At 44.9% G+C, this 18,626-nt stretch carries 14 protein-coding genes; 8 read left to right on the plus strand and 6 right to left on the minus strand.

The window, feature by feature from the left end; all coding sequences use genetic code 11:
* The first annotated feature begins 136 nt into the window (after positions 1-136).
* On the plus strand, positions 137-1,507 hold the full coding sequence (locus tag D8S93_RS05360) for an SLC13 family permease (protein ID WP_005395853.1): 1,371 nt from the start codon (positions 137-139) through the stop codon (positions 1,505-1,507).
* Positions 1,508-1,648: 141 nt separating this feature from the next.
* On the opposite strand, the gene D8S93_RS05365 is transcribed toward D8S93_RS05360, so the two are convergent.
* Positions 1,649-2,986: a GGDEF domain-containing protein gene (locus D8S93_RS05365; RefSeq protein WP_152812334.1), complete on the minus strand. Its 1,338-nt coding sequence runs from the start codon at positions 2,984-2,986 to the stop codon at positions 1,649-1,651.
* A 336-nt stretch (positions 2,987-3,322) separates the two neighbouring features.
* Between D8S93_RS05365 and D8S93_RS05370 the strand changes: the two genes are divergently transcribed.
* Entirely contained in the window at positions 3,323-4,147 is an 825-nt protein-coding gene (locus D8S93_RS05370; RefSeq protein ID WP_005393189.1) for a DUF2797 domain-containing protein, read from the plus strand.
* Positions 4,148-4,242: 95 nt separating this feature from the next.
* Here D8S93_RS05370 and D8S93_RS05375 read toward each other — a convergent pair whose 3' ends face one another.
* Both D8S93_RS05375 and D8S93_RS05380 read right to left on the minus strand, forming a co-directional pair.
* Positions 4,243-5,478 carry a cysteine desulfurase-like protein gene (locus D8S93_RS05375; RefSeq protein ID WP_152812336.1) on the minus strand — a complete coding sequence of 412 codons (1,236 nt, stop codon included), beginning with the start codon at positions 5,476-5,478 and terminating at the stop codon, positions 4,243-4,245.
* Positions 5,462-6,118, minus strand: coding sequence for a 2OG-Fe dioxygenase family protein (locus D8S93_RS05380; protein WP_193621586.1), 657 nt, complete (start codon positions 6,116-6,118; stop codon positions 5,462-5,464). The genes D8S93_RS05375 and D8S93_RS05380 overlap by 17 nt, the downstream gene beginning before the upstream one ends.
* A 359-nt stretch (positions 6,119-6,477) precedes the next feature.
* On the opposite strand from D8S93_RS05380, the gene trxB reads away from it, so the two are divergent.
* The 3 genes from trxB (at position 6,478) to cydC (ending at position 11,042) form a co-directional block, all read left to right on the plus strand.
* On the plus strand, positions 6,478-7,437 hold the full coding sequence (trxB, locus tag D8S93_RS05385; protein ID WP_005393195.1) for a thioredoxin-disulfide reductase: 960 nt from the start codon (positions 6,478-6,480) through the stop codon (positions 7,435-7,437).
* 103 nt (positions 7,438-7,540) lie between these two features.
* Entirely contained in the window at positions 7,541-9,328 is a 1,788-nt protein-coding gene (gene cydD, locus D8S93_RS05390) for a heme ABC transporter permease/ATP-binding protein CydD (RefSeq protein WP_048626259.1), read from the plus strand.
* Positions 9,321-11,042: a heme ABC transporter ATP-binding protein/permease CydC gene (cydC, locus tag D8S93_RS05395; RefSeq protein ID WP_152812339.1), complete on the plus strand. Its 1,722-nt coding sequence runs from the start codon at positions 9,321-9,323 to the stop codon at positions 11,040-11,042. The genes cydD and cydC overlap by 8 nt, the downstream gene beginning before the upstream one ends.
* Before the next feature lie 97 nt (positions 11,043-11,139).
* Here the strand turns inward: cydC and D8S93_RS05400 are convergent, their stop codons facing one another.
* The 3 genes from D8S93_RS05400 to D8S93_RS05410 form a co-directional block, all read right to left on the minus strand.
* Positions 11,140-12,471 carry a D-serine ammonia-lyase gene (locus tag D8S93_RS05400; protein WP_152812341.1) on the minus strand — a complete coding sequence of 444 codons (1,332 nt, stop codon included), beginning with the start codon at positions 12,469-12,471 and terminating at the stop codon, positions 11,140-11,142.
* 83 nt (positions 12,472-12,554) lie between these two features.
* Positions 12,555-13,649, minus strand: coding sequence for a 3-phosphoserine/phosphohydroxythreonine transaminase (gene serC, locus D8S93_RS05405; RefSeq protein WP_193621580.1), 1,095 nt, complete (start codon positions 13,647-13,649; stop codon positions 12,555-12,557).
* A gap of 138 nt (positions 13,650-13,787) precedes the next feature.
* Positions 13,788-15,056, minus strand: a complete 1,269-nt coding sequence (locus D8S93_RS05410; RefSeq protein WP_085343138.1) for a DUF945 family protein — start codon at positions 15,054-15,056, stop codon at positions 13,788-13,790.
* Between the two features lie 186 nt (positions 15,057-15,242).
* On the opposite strand from D8S93_RS05410, the gene D8S93_RS05415 reads away from it, so the two are divergent.
* The 3 genes from D8S93_RS05415 (at position 15,243) to D8S93_RS05425 (ending at position 18,515) form a co-directional block, all read left to right on the plus strand.
* Positions 15,243-17,183 carry an ATP-binding protein gene (locus tag D8S93_RS05415; RefSeq protein WP_301610895.1) on the plus strand — a complete coding sequence of 647 codons (1,941 nt, stop codon included), beginning with the start codon at positions 15,243-15,245 and terminating at the stop codon, positions 17,181-17,183.
* A complete protein-coding gene (locus D8S93_RS05420; RefSeq protein ID WP_012841921.1) occupies positions 17,180-17,677 on the plus strand; it encodes a response regulator in 498 nt (165 codons plus the stop codon). The genes D8S93_RS05415 and D8S93_RS05420 overlap by 4 nt, the downstream gene beginning before the upstream one ends.
* A gap of 289 nt (positions 17,678-17,966) precedes the next feature.
* The gene (locus tag D8S93_RS05425; RefSeq protein ID WP_005393208.1) at positions 17,967-18,515 is read left to right on the plus strand and encodes a hypothetical protein; all 549 of its coding nucleotides are present in this window, start codon (positions 17,967-17,969) and stop codon (positions 18,513-18,515) included.
* Positions 18,516-18,626 lie beyond the last annotated feature (111 nt).

Genomic DNA, 18,626 nt, shown 5'->3' on the forward strand with positions numbered 1-18,626 from the left:
CATTTTCCAATTTGCTCTACGATTCAGGCAAAACTCTTTTTTGCATTCCAAGTAACATTTAATCAATAAATAACTACAAGTCAGTTACTTTGCCATAAAAAAACCGACAAAAGGCAATGCAAAAGGAGCACTACCCATGACCGCACTCGCTGTGACATTGAAGAACTGGTTCTTCACTCGCAACAGCATGATTTTGAACGCGAATATCGTATTGTTCATTATCTTGTTTAATACCCTACCCTTTGAGCCACAAGTAGTAACCGGCCTGAGCATCTTAGTTTTTGTTGCTATTCTTTGGCTAACCGAAGCGATTCACGTCAGCATAACCGCGCTACTCATACCATTACTTGCGGTATTTTTAGGCGTGTTTAACACTCAGACCGCACTGAACAACTTCTCCAACTCCATCATCTTTCTATTCTTAGGTGGTTTTGCACTTGCTGCAGCTTTGCATAAACAGAAGTTAGACCAAGCTATTGCTGATAAAGTGCTGTTACTCGCACGAGGCAAAATGTCTGTCGCTGTATTCATGCTATTTGGTGTGAGTGCTGGCCTGTCAATGTGGATTTCAAACACCGCCACTGCCGCTATGATGCTGCCCCTTGTGCTGGGTGTGATGACAAAGCTAGACGCGAAGAAAAATCACAATACCTTTTTGTTTGTTCTGCTCGGAATCGCTTACAGTGCTTCGATTGGTGGTATTGCAACGCTGGTTGGTAGCCCGCCAAATGCCATTGCAGCAGCTGAAGTTGGCCTAAGTTTTACTGAATGGATGAAGCTCGGTGTGCCTATCTCATTAGTACTAATGCCAATCGCTATTCTCGTGTTGTACACCATGACTAAGCCTGACCTTAGCCACAAGTTTGATCTTGACCATCAGCCTGTCGAGTGGACAAACGGCAAAATGATTACACTGGCGATTTTCTTACTGACCGTGACTTTGTGGATATTCAGTAAGCCAATTAACGCTATGCTAGGTGGCTTCGCTAAGTTCGATACCCTTGTCGCAATAGGTGCGATCCTTCTGCTTGGGGCTTCTCGCGCCGTCGAGTGGAAAGATATTGAGAAAACAACCGACTGGGGTGTGTTAATCCTATTTGGTGGTGGTATCTGTTTGAGCAACGTTCTAAAAGCAACCGGAACAAGCGTATTTTTGGCTCATAGCTTGTCAGGCTTCCTTGAGCAAGCCGGTATTCTTCTAACGATTCTTGCAGTGGTTGCTTTCGTTGTATTTTTGACTGAGTTTGCAAGTAACACCGCTAGTGCTGCACTACTGGTCCCTGTATTTGCAACCATCGCAGAGGCCTTAGGCATGTCTCCGGTCATTCTCTCTGCATTAATTGCCGTCGCTGCATCTTGTGCATTTATGTTACCTGTTGCAACACCTCCAAACGCGATTGTGTTCGGTACGGGTCATATCAAGCAAAAAGAAATGATGCGAATTGGTTTCGTCTTAAACATTGCCTGTATTGCTGCACTAACGCTTTTCGCTTGGTTGTTCTGGTAAAAACAGCAAGTTCGATTAGCACTACACTGCTGCTCACGGTAATCACATCGATGACCCAAACTTCCCCCTAAGTGGTGTTCAGCAGTTTCCCTCTTGGTGGCCAGTTGGCCACCTTTTTTAATTCCTTTGAGTGACGAATCGTTAGGCTTGCTTCTTTTCGCAGGCAAGCAAACCATAATGAACCTCGACCCGGTTGCGACCATTGCGCTTCGCTTGGTAAAGCACTTCGTCTGCTCTCGCCATGGTTTCGGAGACGCGTTCATTTTGCATCTGGGCGACGCCGATGCTGCATGTTAATGATTCACCGTGTACCCACAAATGACTCTCCACATTTTTGCGAATCATTTCCGACTTCTTCACAGCTTGCTCAATATTGGTGTCAGGGCAAAATACAACAAATTCTTCTCCCCCCCAACGAACAAGTCGGTCATCTGGGTAGATGGAACTTGCCACCACTATGACAAATTCGCGCAATATGTCATCCCCCATTTGGTGCCCAAATTTGTCATTCACCTTCTTAAATTTATCCAAATCCATATAGAGGATACTGAATGTACTATGCCCCCAGCGAACTTGCCGTGATTGCTGCTCAAGCCAGTGCTGCACTGCGTGACGGTTCATCGCTCCCGTCAACGCATCGCGATGCGCTAACTCTGCAAACTCATAGTTTTGAGCTCGCAACGTACCATTCACCTTCTCTAAATGACGATGACGTTTTTTCGCTTTTTCATAAGCGACTCGATTTTTTCGTAATTCGTGCAGCGAAAATGCCAGTCCAAGCGCCATCCAAGAGAGTAAGAGCGCATACAGTAACGTTTCTTGTGCAAGGTAAGCGCCTTCAAACTCAATTTTATCAATCACAATTTTGTGCTCGCCAAGTGCCGCACCAGATCCGGTCGCGATATCAATACGTGTGATGTTTGAAAATTCAGGTGCAGAGTGTTCAATCGCGACTTTGTTGTCTACTAACCACCACGTCATCACCTGTAAATTTTTAATCGGAATTTCGATGATGTCGTTTGAACCGGACGGAGAAAACTGCATGCCATTGTATTTAATCGTGTACTCGTCGTCTGGTTTGGAATACTCAGGGTTATAGTTGCGCAGATATAAACGCAAATCATGGCTCGGATTGGGCCCCACCCCCGCCTCTTCATATCTCACTTTCAATCGAATCGTATGGTAATTGGAAAGGTCAATCCCCTGTGTTGGCGTTGTGGAATCGGTATAAACAGAGATTCCGCAATAAGGCCAAGCATACGCGCTTTGCTTTAAGTCACAGCTGAGAACTAGGCTTTGCTTATCGTAAATAATATCAGCCTCACTCAAGCCACCTTCGCTGGCGTCTTTAGTCGCATAGATATTGAAATGTTCTGGTGTAATGGTCAGCTTTCGTGTATCGCCAAGAACACTATAAAGCGCAACCAAACTAATAGTGCAAATAGAGAGGGCAAAGATAAATTTATGGATCCACTTCATGGGCGAGTGACCTGCTCAGCTTATATACAACACAATGTACTCAATGATTTTTCGAACTTCAAACAAAGTCATTTATCAAGAAACAAAATTACTTTTAGCCTTCGTTCTTACTTTCGATACATGGTAACGTGTTTTGAACCGTTATCACGTTTTTAAATCTCTCAAAAATGCGGTTCACTTGTTATTTGCGAAGCATTTCACAGCCGTATTTCCTAACCCATGAAGGCCAGTGCATAACATTTCAGAGCTATACATTTCGCTTTAATGTGTCTGTCAACCCTGCATCTCATCACCACTTCGGATATACTGTGCAAAAACACAATAATGAGTAATGTCATGTCATTAATTGCAACTGGTACGCTAAATAAAATGCGTGCATCTCTGGACGGTGCTGTCAGTTACCGTCTACCTGTTGGTGAGGAAGAGATTGATCTATCGCCGTTTCTGGGTAAAACGCTCACACTGACTCACACGGGCAATATTTTTTGTTGCTCATGTGGTAAGAAAACGAAAAAGAGTTATTCGCAAGGCCATTGTTTTGTCTGTATGAAAAAGCTAGCAAGCTGCGATATGTGCATCATGAAGCCAGAGACTTGTCACTACGACCAAGGGACTTGTCGCGAACCACAATGGGGCGAAGAGAACTGCATGGTGGATCACTTTGTCTACCTATCCAATACATCCAGCTTAAAAGTTGGTATCACTCGTCATACGCAAATCCCAACTCGTTGGATTGATCAAGGTGCGACTCAGGGTTTGCCAATTTTTAAGGTAAAAACTCGCCATATCTCCGGTTTAATTGAAGTTGAACTGGCGAAACATATCGCAGATAAAACCAATTGGCGCACACTGCTGAAAGGCGACGGTGAACCAATGGCACTGCAAGATCGTTTTGCTGAGCTATTACCTTTAGTCGAAGATAAGATTGCTGAGATAAAACAGCAATTCGGTGAAGATGCAATTGAAATATTAAGCGAAAGCATTACCGACCTTAGCTATCCGGTGCAACAGCACCCAACTAAGATCACCTCGCATAATTTCGATAAAAACCCGGTTGTTACTGGCACTTTGCAAGGCATCAAAGGTCAATACCTCATTTTTGACACTGGCGTGATCAACGTAAGAAAATTCACTTCCTATGAAGTGGAAGTAAGCGCCTAGCTGCATATACATATATATAGCTGGTTTGTTGAAATAAAAACGAAAAAGCTCGAGTTTGACTCGAGCTTTTTTTTCTATCAGGAAGATATAATCAGTTACGCATCAAGGATGTTTTCTAGTACATCGAACAACATGTCGACTTCTTCTATTGTGTTGTAATGCATGCAACCAATTCGTACCACACCACCCGACTCTTCTAGACCAAGTTGACGAACTAAGCCCAGCGCATAAAAGTGGCCGTTCCAAACACAGATGTTGTGTTCACCCAGCGTTTTCGCGATAAACTCTGGAGAATATCGGTCGAATGTTAGCGCAAAAGTTGGTGTGCGGAGCTGGCTATCTTCTTTCGCAATGCCAAATAGATTGACACCATCTAGTGCACTCAGACGCTGTAAGAATCGCTCACTCAAGCGTTGCTCATGTTGTTTATACAATTGGTAACTTTGCTCCAATCGTTGACGAAGAGGTAGACCGGCTTCACCAAATTGAGCCAGATACTCAACCGCAGCAACGACACCAGCAAGACCTTCAAAACTTTGCGTTCCCGTTTCAAATCGGCCTGGGCCAATATTGGTAGCAGGCTCGACTTTGTACGGACGAATACTGTGCAGCCACTGGTCGGCAATGTAAGCAACACCAACGTGCGGGCCGAAAAACTTGTAAGCAGAGCACGCTAAAAAGTCACAACCCAACGCTTGAACATCAACCAAGTGATGCGGCGCGTAATGAACGGCATCCACATAAACTTGTGCCCCGACGTTGTGTGCCATGCTTACTACTCGCTGCACATCCACGATAGAACCAGTCGTATTCGATGCATAGGTCACCGCTACAAGGCGCGTTTTATCAGAAAGAAGACTGCTTAAATGCTCCAAGTCCAACGTACAATCATCTTCGTTGATACGAACCTGATGAACCGTAACGCCTTGATCTTCTGCCGCTTGTTGCCAGCTGGACACATTCGAATAGTGGTCCAAAGCAGAAACAATGATCTCATCTCCCTCTTGCCAATCTCGGCTAATCGCACGGCTGAGCTGAAAGGTTAACGATGTCATGTTCGCACCGAAGACGATATTGCCAGATGACGGCGCGTTAAGCAGAGCTTGCGCTGACTCGCGTGCATTTTGCATCACGTCAACCGTCTTTTGGCTAGAAAAATAATGCCCGCCTAAGTTGGCGTTGAAACGACCTAAATATCCCACCATGCTATCTAGCACTGATTGAGGTACCTGTGACCCGCCTGGACCATCAAAAAACGTCACAGGCTTGTCGTTATGGTATTGAGCGAGTGCCGGAAACTGCTCTCTGATCAGATTAAGATTGAAGTTCATTGCGCTTATCCGTAGCCGTGAGTACAAACACATCCATATGACCCGCTTCATCATCAATGACAGAACGGATTGGGCACGCGTTGTGCCACAGTTTACTGTCTGCCAATATTGCAACCTCACCCGTTTCTAACACCTTACGGAAAAATGGGGCTTGGTTATGACTGCTGTACAGCATGATGTCACCACCAATGATGTTATGGCGTCCTACGCCAACCATTGCAATGTGATCAAAACCGTCTTGGTGCACACCTTCAGGTGCCACTTGAGTTTCTTCTTCTAGCGCTGTGATTCGGATTTGGTGAATTTCTATTTCCTGACCGTTAGGCAGATGATTCGCATTGACAAACAATTCGCACATTTCTCGGAAACCATCACTGGTGAGAATATCCTTCTTAATCGGCTCAAATTGTCTTACAACATCACCTTGGAATCGGTTGATATCAGACGATTGAACAAAGCTGTTTTTGTTTAAGTCAATGACTTTGCCATTATCAAAACCAACCACAGAATAACGTCTTAGTCGATACTGACCATCTGCATGCTCGGTACGAGGCAGTTCTTCAAACGATGGGGAAAGCTGCTCAATTGCTGCCATGCTGAGCTGTGTTAAATGCAGAGTATTCTCACGTGAATGTAACATCATTGTCTCCTTTAATGAGGCACATTAATTAACATTTAATTTACACACTAGATTACGCAAATATTCTGCAATTGCCAGCTTTTAACGTTGATAGCTTCAACAAAATAACAAAAACAACATAACAAACCAATCCAAAGCAAAAATACAGAGCCATGTTTCAGTTTTGCGCTTTGGCGATATTTGAAACTAGACTTCTCTACTACGAATAGAATTTTATGCTAGAAGTCAACGTTCTTTATCAATCTTTAGTGGGTTCTAATCTATAACCAATTATTCGATCACAATCGTTGTTTATGCTTTTAAAGCACTAAGAATTTCCATACAATCGAGGGAAATGTTCAGCCCTTTTTGGAGCCACAATGAGCGACGTAAAACATTGTAAACTATTAATTCTTGGTTCTGGTCCAGCAGGATACACAGCTGCCGTCTACGCAGCGCGTGCCAACCTAAACCCTGTGCTTGTGACGGGAATGCAACAAGGTGGTCAGCTAACCACCACTACTGAAGTTGAGAACTGGCCCGGCGACGCTGAAGGTCTGACAGGTCCTGCATTGATGGATCGCATGAAAGAGCACGCCGAGCGTTTCGAAACTGAGATCGTGTTTGATCACATCAACGAAGTAGAACTATCACAACGCCCATTTCGTTTAAAAGGCGATTCTGGTGAGTACACATGTGACGCATTGATTATTTCTACAGGTGCATCAGCAAAATACCTTGGCCTTGAGTCTGAAGAAGCATTTAAAGGTCGCGGCGTTTCTGCTTGTGCAACCTGTGACGGTTTCTTCTACCGTAATCAGAAAGTTGCAGTTGTGGGCGGTGGTAACACTGCTGTTGAGGAAGCACTTTACCTATCTAACATTGCGTCAGAAGTTCACCTGATCCACCGCCGCGATTCATTCCGTGCAGAGAAGATCCTTGTGAAACGTCTGATGGATAAAGTTGAAAGCGGTAATATCGTTCTTCATACCGATCGAACTCTCGATGAAGTACTTGGCGACGACATGGGCGTAACTGGCGTTCGTATTAAAGACGTCAACACAGGTGCGACTGAAGACCTTGAAGTGATGGGTGCGTTTATTGCGATCGGCCACCAGCCAAACACACAAATCTTTGAAGGCCAAGTAGACATGAAAGATGGCTACATCATCGTTAAGTCTGGCCTAGAAGGCAACGCGACACAAACTAGCATTGAAGGTGTATTTGCAGCAGGCGACGTTATGGACCATAACTACCGTCAAGCTATCACATCTGCAGGTACAGGTTGTATGGCGGCATTAGATGCTGAGCGTTTCTTAGACTCACTTGGTGACAAATAACTTTTCACATTTGTGTCATATCCTTAAAGCCCAGCGGTATTCCCGCTGGGTTTTCTTTTGTATACTACCGCCTCATTAAAACAATTATCATTAAGCCTTCACGATGGATAAGAAAAAGCAAAGCAGCTTGAATAAGTGGCTTAAGCAACAAAGTAAGTTAGCCAAGCGCTGGCTTATGATTGCGATAGGCCTAGGCGTACTTTCAAGCGTGTTTTTATTGGCTCAAGCAGCCCTGCTCGCCTCCATTCTGCACCAGTTAATCATTGACCAAGTCGACAAAGCCGACCTCATTTGGCATTTTGTTGGGCTTGGTGGCACGGTTATCGGTCGAGCTGCTTGTACCTGGGGTCGAGAGCTTGCCGGTTACCGTTGCGGTGAGCAAATTCGAGTTTATATTCGCCAACTCATTTTAGATAAAGTTCATAAACTTGGGCCCGCTTACATTAAAGGCAAACCTGCCGGCAGCTGGGCGACGCTCATCTTAGAGCAGGTAGAAGATATGCAAGATTTCTTCTCTCGCTACTTGCCTCAGATGTCATTATCGGTACTAGTGCCTTTCATTATTTTGGTTGTCGTATTCCCAGTAAACTGGGCGGCAGGCTTGATCTTCCTAGTCACTGCACCACTGGTGCCTATTTTCATGGCACTGGTTGGGATGAAAGCCGCAGAAGCAAACCGTAAAAACTTTAAAGCGATGCAGCGTTTGTCCGGTCACTTTTATGACCGCTTGCAAGCAATGACGACCATTCGCTTATTCGATAGAACAAAATCTGAAACTGAAACTCTTAAGGGTGCTTCGGAAGTCTTTCGTACTCGCACCATGGACGTTCTGAAAATCGCGTTTCTATCTTCTGCGGTTTTAGAGTTTTTCACTTCCATTTCTATCGCAATTACCGCCGTCTACTTTGGCTTTAGTTATATCGGAGAGCTCGATTTCGGCTACTACGGCACAGGTGTTACGCTGTTTGCTGGCTTGTTCATTCTGATTCTTGCGCCAGAGTTTTATCAGCCATTACGTGATTTGGGCACGTTCTACCATGCGAAACAGCAAGCGGTTGGCGCAGCAGAAAGTATTGTCGAGTTTCTAGATTTGGAAGTCGATCAAATCAAAGATGGTACCCAAGCGTTAGATAAAAACAGCCCTATCTATATTGAAGCGGACCAGTTAACCATTTTTAGTCCGGAAGGTCAGCAGCTCGCAGGTCCCCTATCCTTCTCTCTTGAAGCCAACAAAAGTACGGCTTTAGTTGGACCAAGTGGCGCAGGTAAAACAAGCTTGGTAAACACCATCCTCGGTTTCATGCCTTATCAAGGTAGCTTGAAGATTAATGGTTGTGAATTGTCACAACTGGATCTCGCCACATGGCGAGAGGCCGTAAGCTGGATTGGTCAAAACCCAATGCTATTACATGGCAGCATTCGAGATAACGTCACGTTAGGCAAACACAACATTCAAGATGCAGACGTTCATTCTGTTTTGAATGACTCTCATGCTGCTGAATTTGTTGAAATGCATGGGTTGGATTACCCGATATCTGACCGCTCTGGTGGTTTATCTGTCGGCCAAGCCCAGCGTTTAGCGTTGGCTCGCGCTATGCTACAAAATGGTCGTTTTTGGTTATTAGATGAACCGACCGCAAGCTTAGATGCTCGTAGTGAAAAACTCGTCATGGAAGGCATTAACAAGTACGCACATGCCACAACGAATTTGATGATTACTCACCAGTTGGCACCTTTACAAAGCGTATCGCAAATTCTTGTTATGCAGGACGGCCAGATTGTTCAACGTGGTGATTACGACACACTGTCGACAGAAGATGGCTTATTTAAAGACATGTTGGAAGCGAACCTCGCACAACGTGAAACAGACAAGGGGAACTTAGATGCGTGATTTACTCCCTTATCTAAAACTCTATAAGAAACATTGGTTTGGTCTTTCGCTAGGTATGCTATTGGCATTTCTGACCTTAGCTGCATCTATTGGCTTATTAACGCTATCGGGTTGGTTTATTTCAGCCGCAGCGGTGGCAGGCTTGACGGTTGCTCGTGAGACCTTCAACTACATGTTACCAGGTGCCGGGGTACGCGGCGCTGCAATGGCTCGAACCGCAGGTCGATGGGGAGAACGTGTCGTCAGCCACAATGCGACGTTCAAGTTACTTACCGATCTACGTATCTTCTTCTTTAAGAAACTTGCACCACTGATTCCGGGTCGTGTTTCTACGATGCGTGATGCCGATCTGCTCAACCGCCTAGTGGCGGACGTAGATGCGATGGATCACGTTTACCTTCGACTTATCAGCCCTGTCGTGATTGGCATTTTTGGGATACTAAGTTTAACGGCTGTCCTGGCATTTTTTGACTGGCATCTCGCCCTGCTGCTTGGTTCGATTCTTACCGTCATGTTGTTTGTATGGCCGGTGCTGTTCTATAAACTGGGTAAAAACAATGGCGAGAACCTCACTCATCATAAAGCGCAGTTGCGAGTGGCGACTCTGGACTGGCTTCAAGGCTACAGCGAACTGAGTATCTTTGGAGCAGAAGAGCGTTATCGCAATCTCATTCTAGAGAAGCAAAAGCAGCTTTTGTCTAATCAGTTTGTGAACGCGAATTTAACGGGCATGGCTTCAGGCCTGCTTATGCTTGTGAACGGTCTTACACTGGTTGTGATACTTTGGTTTGCTGCAGACGGCGTAGGAGGTCGTGCTCCTGATCCTTGGATTGCGTTGTTTGCATTTGCAACGATGGCAAGTTTTGAAATTTTGATGCCTATTGCGGGCGCGTTCCAGTACCTGGGGCAAACGTTGACTTCTGCTCGTCGTTTAAATGAAGTAATTTTGGCTGAACCTGACGTTGTCTTCCCTGAGCAATCGAAACATAAAGGCACAACGTTAGACATTGAATTCGACAACATTGATTTCACTTACCCTGACGGTCAGCAAAAGGTGCTGAAAGACTTGTCACTCTCACTACCGTTGGGCACTAAAACAGCAATTGTAGGTCAAACAGGTTCAGGTAAATCAACACTAATTCAGCTTCTTTGTCGCTACTGGGATGTTAACCAAGGTGAAGTTCGAATCGGTGGTACAAGACTGCAAGATTGGAGCGAGTCTGACCTGCGAGAAGCAATGACAGTGGTCAGTCAACGCGTTGATGTACTGAATGGAACACTGCGTGACAACTTACTTATGGCCGCTCCAGAAGCAAGTGATGAGCGACTGTCTGAGATTCTTCAAAAAGTCGAACTTGGTGGCCTTCTTGAGGCTCCAGGGCTAGATGCTTGGTTAGGCGACGGTGGTCGTCAGTTATCTGGTGGAGAGAAACGCCGAATCGGTATCGCTCGCGCATTGCTACGTGATGCGCCAATCCTACTCTTGGATGAACCAACTGAAGGTCTCGATAAGCGTACGGAACAGAAAGTGATGGCGCTTTTCAATGAGCACTTTGCTAATAAGACAGTGATATTCATTACACACCGACTAATAGAGCTAGAAAGCATGGATAGCATCTGTTTGATGGAACAAGGTGAGATCATCGAACAAGGCGATCATCCAACGCTACTCGCTCAAAAAGGGCGTTACTACCAGCTATTACAGTCTCTATAATTCGATTTTCAGTGACGAGAAGGGCTCATCAAACGATGAGCCCTTTTGTTATTCCTGTATTGTTAATTGGCTAGTTAAGTACGTATAAAAGGCTGATTTACCGACCTGATTTTTTGAGATAAGCCGCCATTTCATCTTCCGGAACCATGCCTCCACCTGTTGCCCAAACAAGATGCGTGGCGTTTCTGAGTTTTTCTTCGTCAAATTGCATTCGAGACTGATAAGCATGATTATTCGAGACATGCACTACCCCAACCATACCAGCTAATGCAGAAGGCTCTAGGTTAATGCCTTCTAGTTCACTTAACTCACCCAAGTGGTGATACATACGAGCATCATCAATGGTGTAAAAGCCATCAATTAGCCTTTCCATCGCTCTACCGACAAATCCCGACGCACGCCCTACTGCTAATCCATCAGCAGCGGTCATGTTGTCGATATCCAAATCTTGTACCGCAATCTCGTCATGCAAGCCCGTATGCACGCCCAACAACATGCACGGAGAGTGCGTTGGCTCTGCGAAAATACAATGAACATGATCACTAAACGCGACTTTCAAACCAAATGCCACGCCACCAGGCCCACCGCCAACACCACAGGGTAGATAAACAAAGAGCGGATGATGCTCATCAACCACGATTCCCAAGTCATCAAACTGCTGCTTTAGACGCTCACCCGCAACAGAGTAACCTAGAAACAACGTCTGCGAGTTTTCATCATCAATAAAGAAGCAGTTAGGGTCTTGCTCAGCTTCTTTACGACCTTGCTCAACGGCAACACCATAGTCTTGCTGGTACTCCACCACTTTGACGCCATGTGATCGGAGCTTATTTTTCTTCCACTCCCGCGCATCAGAAGACATGTGAACCGAGACTGAAAAACCAAGCTTTGCACTCATGATGCCAATGGACATACCGAGGTTACCCGTTGACCCAACAGCAATACTGTACTGCTTAAAAAACTGCCGAAACTCATTGCTGAACAATTTGCTGTAATCATCGGTTTCGCAGAGTAAGCCAGCTTCAAACGCCAACTTTTCGGCATGGGTGAGCACTTCATAAATGCCACCTCTCGCTTTGATAGAACCAGAAATTGGCAGATGACTGTCTTTTTTGAGCATTAAACGACCCAATATTGGCGTGTCGTATTGCTGCTCCAAACGCACTTTCATTTTGGGAACATCCACCACAGAAGACTCAATGATGCCATGCGAAGCTTCCGTTTCGGGAAACGCTTTCATCAAATAAGGCGCAAATCGTGCTAGCCGTTCACTCGCAGCTTGAATATCTTTCTCATCTAGCCCCGCATAGGGCAAACCTTCTGCTAAAGAGGTTATGTTTGGGTTAAACCAGCAGACCTCCTTAAGATCGATAAGTGGCGCCAAGAGTGGGAACTGCTTGATCAGCGCTTCAATATTCGCCTTGGTCATTTTACCTTCCTGGAGTGATGTGAGTTGAGATAAACAAAAGCGCCGCAATTGCGACGCTTTCATGAATAACAGTGAATTTGATTTTATGCGTAGTTTTTCTCAAACTCTTGCATAAAATCGATTAACGCTTGTACACCTTCTAGCGGCATGGCGTTATAAATGGAAGCTCGCATACCACCAACGGCTCGGTGCCCTTTCAGTGATTTCAGCCCTTTGGCATCTGCTAGTTCAAGGAACGTCGCATCCAGTTCAGGTTTCGCAAGTTGGAATGGCACATTCATCAAAGAACGGTTTGCTGAGTGCACGCCATTACGGTAGAAATCAGACTGATCGATGTAATCATACAGTAGTGCGGCTTTAGCGCGGTTCACTTGCTCGATCGCTTTTACCCCACCCTGCGCCTTTAACCATTTGAAAACGAGACCAGACAGGTACCATGCAAAGGTTGGTGGCGTGTTGAACATTGATTCTTTCTCAGCCAGAACAGTGTAATCCAAGATACTTGGCAGTACCTGCTTCGCCATACCTAACAAGTCGTCGCGCACGATAGCGATAGCAATGCCTGAAGGACCAATGTTTTTCTGAGCGCCCGCATAAATCACACCGTATTTCGATACATCAATCTCACGAGAAAGAATCGTCGAAGACATGTCAGCAACGATTGGTTTGTCGGTGACAGGAAGATCGTTAATCTCGATACCGTCAATGGTTTCATTTGGACAGAAATGCACGTAAGCCGCTTCTGGAGCAATTTTCCATTCGTTTGCAGGTAGAACGGCTACTTTTCCGTCGATTTCTGTTTTTGCATCAAATACGTCTGGCTCGCAGTATTTCTTCGCTTCAGCTACCGCACTTTCAGCCCAATAACCGCCGTCGATGTAAGTTGCCGTCTCGGCATCACCAAGTAAGTTTAGAGGAACAGCAGCAAACTGAGCACGAGCACCACCTTGGCAGAACAGCACTTTATAGTTGTCCGGAATATTCAGAAGATCACGTAAATCCTGCTCGGCTTCTTCTGCAACTTTGATGAACTCTTTGCTTCGATGGCTGATTTCCATGACCGAAGTACCAAGGCCTTGCCAATCGATTAGTTCCTGTTGTGCTTGCTGCATAACTGCTCTAGGCAGACCTGCTGGCCCTGCACTGAAGTTAAATACGTTGTCCGTATTTTGTTCCATGATGCTCATTGCTCCTGCTATGTAAATATTACGAAATTAATATCACGTTTTCGCAGCGATAAAAACAAGAAAAGAGGTCTTACGACCTCTTTTTAAAGACTAAGCGTTAAATTGGATTAATTCCGCAACAATACTTGGCTACTGTTGTTGCATCAAGGCAGGCATAAGTAGTGCCACCAATGGGAACTCATGTCCATTTTCGAACTTCAATTTGCCTTCACCGATTTCTGCTTTGAGTTGATAACCGCCCTCAACTTTCTCGATCAGCTCCATGATGAGCAGCTCATCAATTCCTTCTTGAATAAATGGGTAGTGCGTCACTAATTCGTCAGAGAAGTAAGTGCTGAGCTCACCAGTAGTCGCCGTCATCAACTTCATTGGGTCTTGAGTAATGTGGTCAGTACCTTCAGGAATGGATAATTGCCACTCGTTATGGAACTTACCGTCACCAAACGCAAGTGAAAGCTCATTCACTGATAAATCAAAGCCTTTGCTAAACAGCGTGTCAACATGCGGCAATAAGCTCGCAATTTCCTGCTCGTCTAACATTGGAGAGCTTTGATAGATAGACATAATTTGGTCAAATGACTGGCTATCCACATCTGCAATTGAGAAATCCAACTTAAAGTTATCGACATCCGTACCATCAGTTAAACGCAGTTTCTTAGCATCTAGGTTCAGCTGACTGTTCAGCTTATCACCAGACTCATTCATCGTAGTGTTGCCGCGGTAACTTGCATTCTCAATCAAAAAGACAGGCGTTAAGTTCGAATCAACCACATCCAGCTTCTCTAGAGAAAAAGATTGCTCACCCAGCCAATAGCCTTTTGCTTGCTTACCTTTACCCTGCCCTGTCAATGCATTCAGATGAAGCTCTTCACCGTTTTCAAAATCCACTTGAACAGAAGGAACAGAAACTTGGTAATTGAGATCACCCAATACCGTCACATCCCCTGTCACTTTTGCAGGGCTTGTAGAAACAGAAACACCTTGCGCTTCGTTACGATAATGCCAACTGTCTAGGTCGAGGATAAATGCCGTATTGCCATTTAGTTGAGTCTGACTATGCATCGTGAGAGGCAAAAAGTCATTGTCCACCAATTTTGAATCTGCTGTTAGGCTTGTTAGACCGTGGCTAACATCACTGGTTACGTCAAACGTCGTTGGCATACCATCACGCTCTAGCTGCGTTTTAAGCTCAGGATCAACAACTGAATAACGAGTCAGCACGACTGAAGACAAATAGCCACGTTGATACTCGACCACTTCGCCTTTAATCATTTCATCATTCATATTGGTAATACCATCTTCAATGATGGACTGACCAATTTGTCCGACAGCCAATGGCCAACACAGCGCTAATGAGATAGCACCACCAATGGCGCCGATTTTTTTAAGATTTTGCATAACGTCACTTATTAGGTATTTTCGGTCAGTCTACCCCAAACCTTCTGCGGAGAAAACATTGAGACAAATCAGACTATTGATGCTTATTCTAGTCCATTAATCAGGAATCATACTTGGCTCCCACTCATCATGTCCTTTTATTGTTAAAGTTTGCGTGGCGAAGTTTTAACCGGAGCTAAAACATCTGTGAATCGTTATGCTGTGTTGTGTCTCGACAACAACCCAATCAGTGCTGAACAGTTTCGATTGGAGCTGTCTGCCTTCTCAAGTAAGTTTGATATTTTTTCTGTCGAATCGATAGAAGAGGCTCAAAGCGCTTTAGAGTATCTAGAAGAAAGAGAACAGACTGTTGCTTTAGTTATAGCGAGCCATCACGCTCATTTTAACGGCGTGGATTTTCTTATTGGCCTAGACCGAAGGCCGCATACCGAGCAAGCAAGAAAGATTCTTATTAGCTGCTCGTCTGATATAGAGGCAATTCTCACTGCTGTTAATGAAGGCAGGCTCGACCACTGCCTCACTAAACCTTTGCCAGATCACGTCTTATTTAACACAGTGCAAAAAGAGCTGACCCAATTTATATTGCGAAATGGCAAAGAAGATCTGCTAAGTTACAGTCAGATATTGGATCATCACAGCTTGTTGCGAGCGCACATCAATAATCAGATGAGCCATTATCAAGCGGGCTTTTTACACGACTACCACTCGATGTCTGATGCTGAGTTAGCCGAGCAAGTGATCTCCGCTCTCCAGCAATTTTTCAAAGATAATGACGAAACAAGAGCGTGCCGCACCTATTCAACTGAACACTTATTAACCGTAGAAGGCGAGCCAAATAGCTTCTTGTGGTTTATCACCGATGGTGAAGTGGCTCTGTACAAGCGCGATGAGCAAGGCATGCAGCGAGAGGTTGTACGCCATAACAAAGGTAATATTGTCGGAGGCATGTCGTTTGTTACTGGGGAATGTTCTTTCTCGACAGCCCTAACGCTGACAAAGACAGAGGTCATCAAACTCGATCGCAACGTATTCAATAAAGTGATGCAAAGCGACTCAAACTTGCTGCCTCTTTTTACAAACTTGCTTTTACGCCACTTCAACCGCCGATTACAAAGAAGCATCAACACCAAGCTGCAACTTCAAAAAACGCTCGAATCGCTGGAGTCTGCCCACCAGCAACTCATTGAAAGAGAAAAAATGGCGATGCTCGGCCAGTTGGTTGCGGGCGTGGCGCATGAACTAAATAATCCGATAGCAGCGATATTGAGGGGCGTAGAGAATTTAACGCATACGCTTGCACGATTACTTAACGAAGTACCCAGTTCCGATATACAAATCAAAGGCATTGAGTTACTGAGCAAAGCTCAAACCGCAAAACCCGCTTCAACCGCAGAGCTCAGATCACGCGTTAAAGCACTTAATCATGCCCTTCCAGACCGAACACTGGCTAAGAAAGTGGTGAACCTTGGGCTAGAGTCAGATCACGAGTTACTCACTCAACTAACGAAAAAACAGCAAGTGTCTTCTCATGTTCTCGATACTCTTGAGCAATACCACAAAGCAGGTTCCACTCTTCGCTCGATTAACGTCTGTGCTGCGCGAATTGCAGATATGGTGAAAAGCCTTAAAGGTTACGCACGCTCAGATGATGAGACCCAGCACTATGCTGATATTCATGAAGGTATTGAAGATACCTTGGTGATCTTCGAAAACAAACTAAAAATGCATCAGGTTTCCACTGATTATGCGGATTTACCTCCTATCCTTTGTCAACCAATCGCACTCCAACAGGTATGGACGAATTTGGTCTCTAACGCCATTGATGCATTTCCGGAAAAAGGCGTTTTAAAAATACAAACACGTCTTGCAGAAAAAGATCATACACATTACGCCGTTATCTCGTTTGAAGATAATGGGTGTGGCATTCCTGAATCGCAAAGAGATGCCATTTTCGAGCTCAACTTCACGACGAAAAAAGAAGGCAACTTTGGTTTAGGCATTGGGCTGTCCATCTGCCAGCAAATCGTGACAGCACATAAGGGATGGATTGACGTCGAATCAGAGCTCGACAAGTTCACACGAATGACAGTCTGGTTACCAGTCATCGAAAAAGGAGATGAAATATGACCAAGTATTTAATTTTATGTGTCGATGACGAACGAGAAGTCTTGGATAGCGTGCTCCAGGATCTCGCTCCCTTTGAGGAACATTTTATTGTCGAGGGAGCGGAATCAGTCACTGAAGCAAGGCAAGTGATCGAGGAGATGGCGGAAGAGGAAGTTCAGCTTGCGCTCATTTTATGCGACCACATTATGCCGGAGCAAACTGGGATTAGCTTCTTAATCGAACTCAGTCAAAATGGTGACACAAAAGCGGCCCGCAAAGTCTTACTTACAGGACAAGCCGGCTTAGAAGACACCGTTGAGGCCGTCAATAACGCAAGTCTGGACTATTACATTGCCAAACCATGGAGAGGTGAAGAATTGAGAAAAGCAATCGTGTCTCAGCTTACTGCTTTTATGATTGCAAATGATGATAACTTACTATCTTGGACTCAAGTCCTTGATTCTGAGGCGATCCTCAATGCCATGGCTGAACGCAGAGCAAGCTTCGGGGAGTAATATGCGTGGCTCTAGCTTGAATGTCACCAAAGCCAGCTGCTCCACGTTATTTCGCGCAATAGCGCGAGTATGGAAAAGCATCACTATTTATCCGATTGATGCTCTTAGACGTTATGTATATGGCGTAGTTTTTGCTTAAACCAACTAACTATTAAGTTAATTGACAAAACATCGACACATTTTTGTTGGTCGTGGACCTTCCTTTTTATTATGATGTCGGACAAATCAGATTACGGTTCAAGTGGTTACTTGAATCCATGGAAATAATGAACAAGGTTTATCGTTAGTTATGCGTAAAACACTATTAGCCGCTGCCTTACTAGTGGCATCAAGCCATGCCCTAGCCGCAAACGACCGCAATGCGCCAGCAACTATGAGCAACTTTAGCTACGACTATTTCGAAGCACGTATTGGCGCAAGTCCTGTGACATTTGGTGCTGGATTCAGCAAATCAATTCACCCTAACGCACATGTTATTGCTCGTATCGACTCTGAGTTTGAAAGTGATTTTGACTCAGCCGCTGGTTTTGGCTTTCATTCGCCACTAAACAACTGGGCTGACCTGACAGGTGAAATGCTAATGCGCGTTGTACAACCTTCAAGCGATAGCAGCACTGACGTAGGTATGGAACTGAACTTAGGTGTTCGTCAATGGTTAGGTCCTCAATTAGAAGTAGGCGGCAAAGTCGGCTACGTATCTATTGATAACGATGACGACTGGACCGGTGCAGCATACGCTCGTTTCCACTCAACTGAGCTTTTCTCTCTAGGTGCTGAAGCGCGTATCAACGACTTTTATGGTGATCAGGTAATGTTCACCACGCGTTTTAAGTTTTAAGATTTGTGCTTTAAGAAAAGAGCAAATTAAAAAACAAAAGCCGAGGCCCATGCCTCGGCTTTTTGTCTAATCTAATGACTAACTCAATGAAGTGGTCAAAAACTTCAATGT

This window comes from Vibrio sp. VGrn 2, from assembly GCF_009361695.1.
GTDB classification, from domain to species: Bacteria; Pseudomonadota; Gammaproteobacteria; order Enterobacterales; family Vibrionaceae; genus Vibrio; species Vibrio diabolicus.